This is a genomic window from Acinetobacter calcoaceticus, from assembly GCF_051947995.1.
GTDB lineage: Bacteria > Pseudomonadota > Gammaproteobacteria > Pseudomonadales > Moraxellaceae > Acinetobacter.
This window is the reverse complement of record NZ_JBLVVH010000082.1, coordinates 1-210: the sequence shown is the minus strand read 5'-3', so window position 1 is coordinate 210 and position 210 is coordinate 1. Positions and strand designations below refer to the sequence as shown.

Annotated in this window: 1 pseudogene; it reads left to right on the top strand. The window is 47.1% G+C overall.

The features are described 5' to 3' along the window. A pseudogene (locus ACNQO6_RS18650) lies at positions 1 to 210 on the top strand (NAD(P)H nitroreductase); the annotation flags it as partial.

Here is a 210-nt window from a genome sequence, read left to right as displayed (position 1 = left end):
TGCCCGCCTGGATGGAAAATCAGACCTATCTACCATTAGGACAATAACTTTTTGATGCACGACTGGAAGGCATTGACGCCACCCCAATGGAAGGCTTCGATCGTTATACCATCAATCAGGAATTTGGATTAACTCAAAAGGGGCTAACAGCCTCGGACATCCTGGCGTTGCGTTATCGACGTGACAGTGATTTTAATGCCACACTGCCTA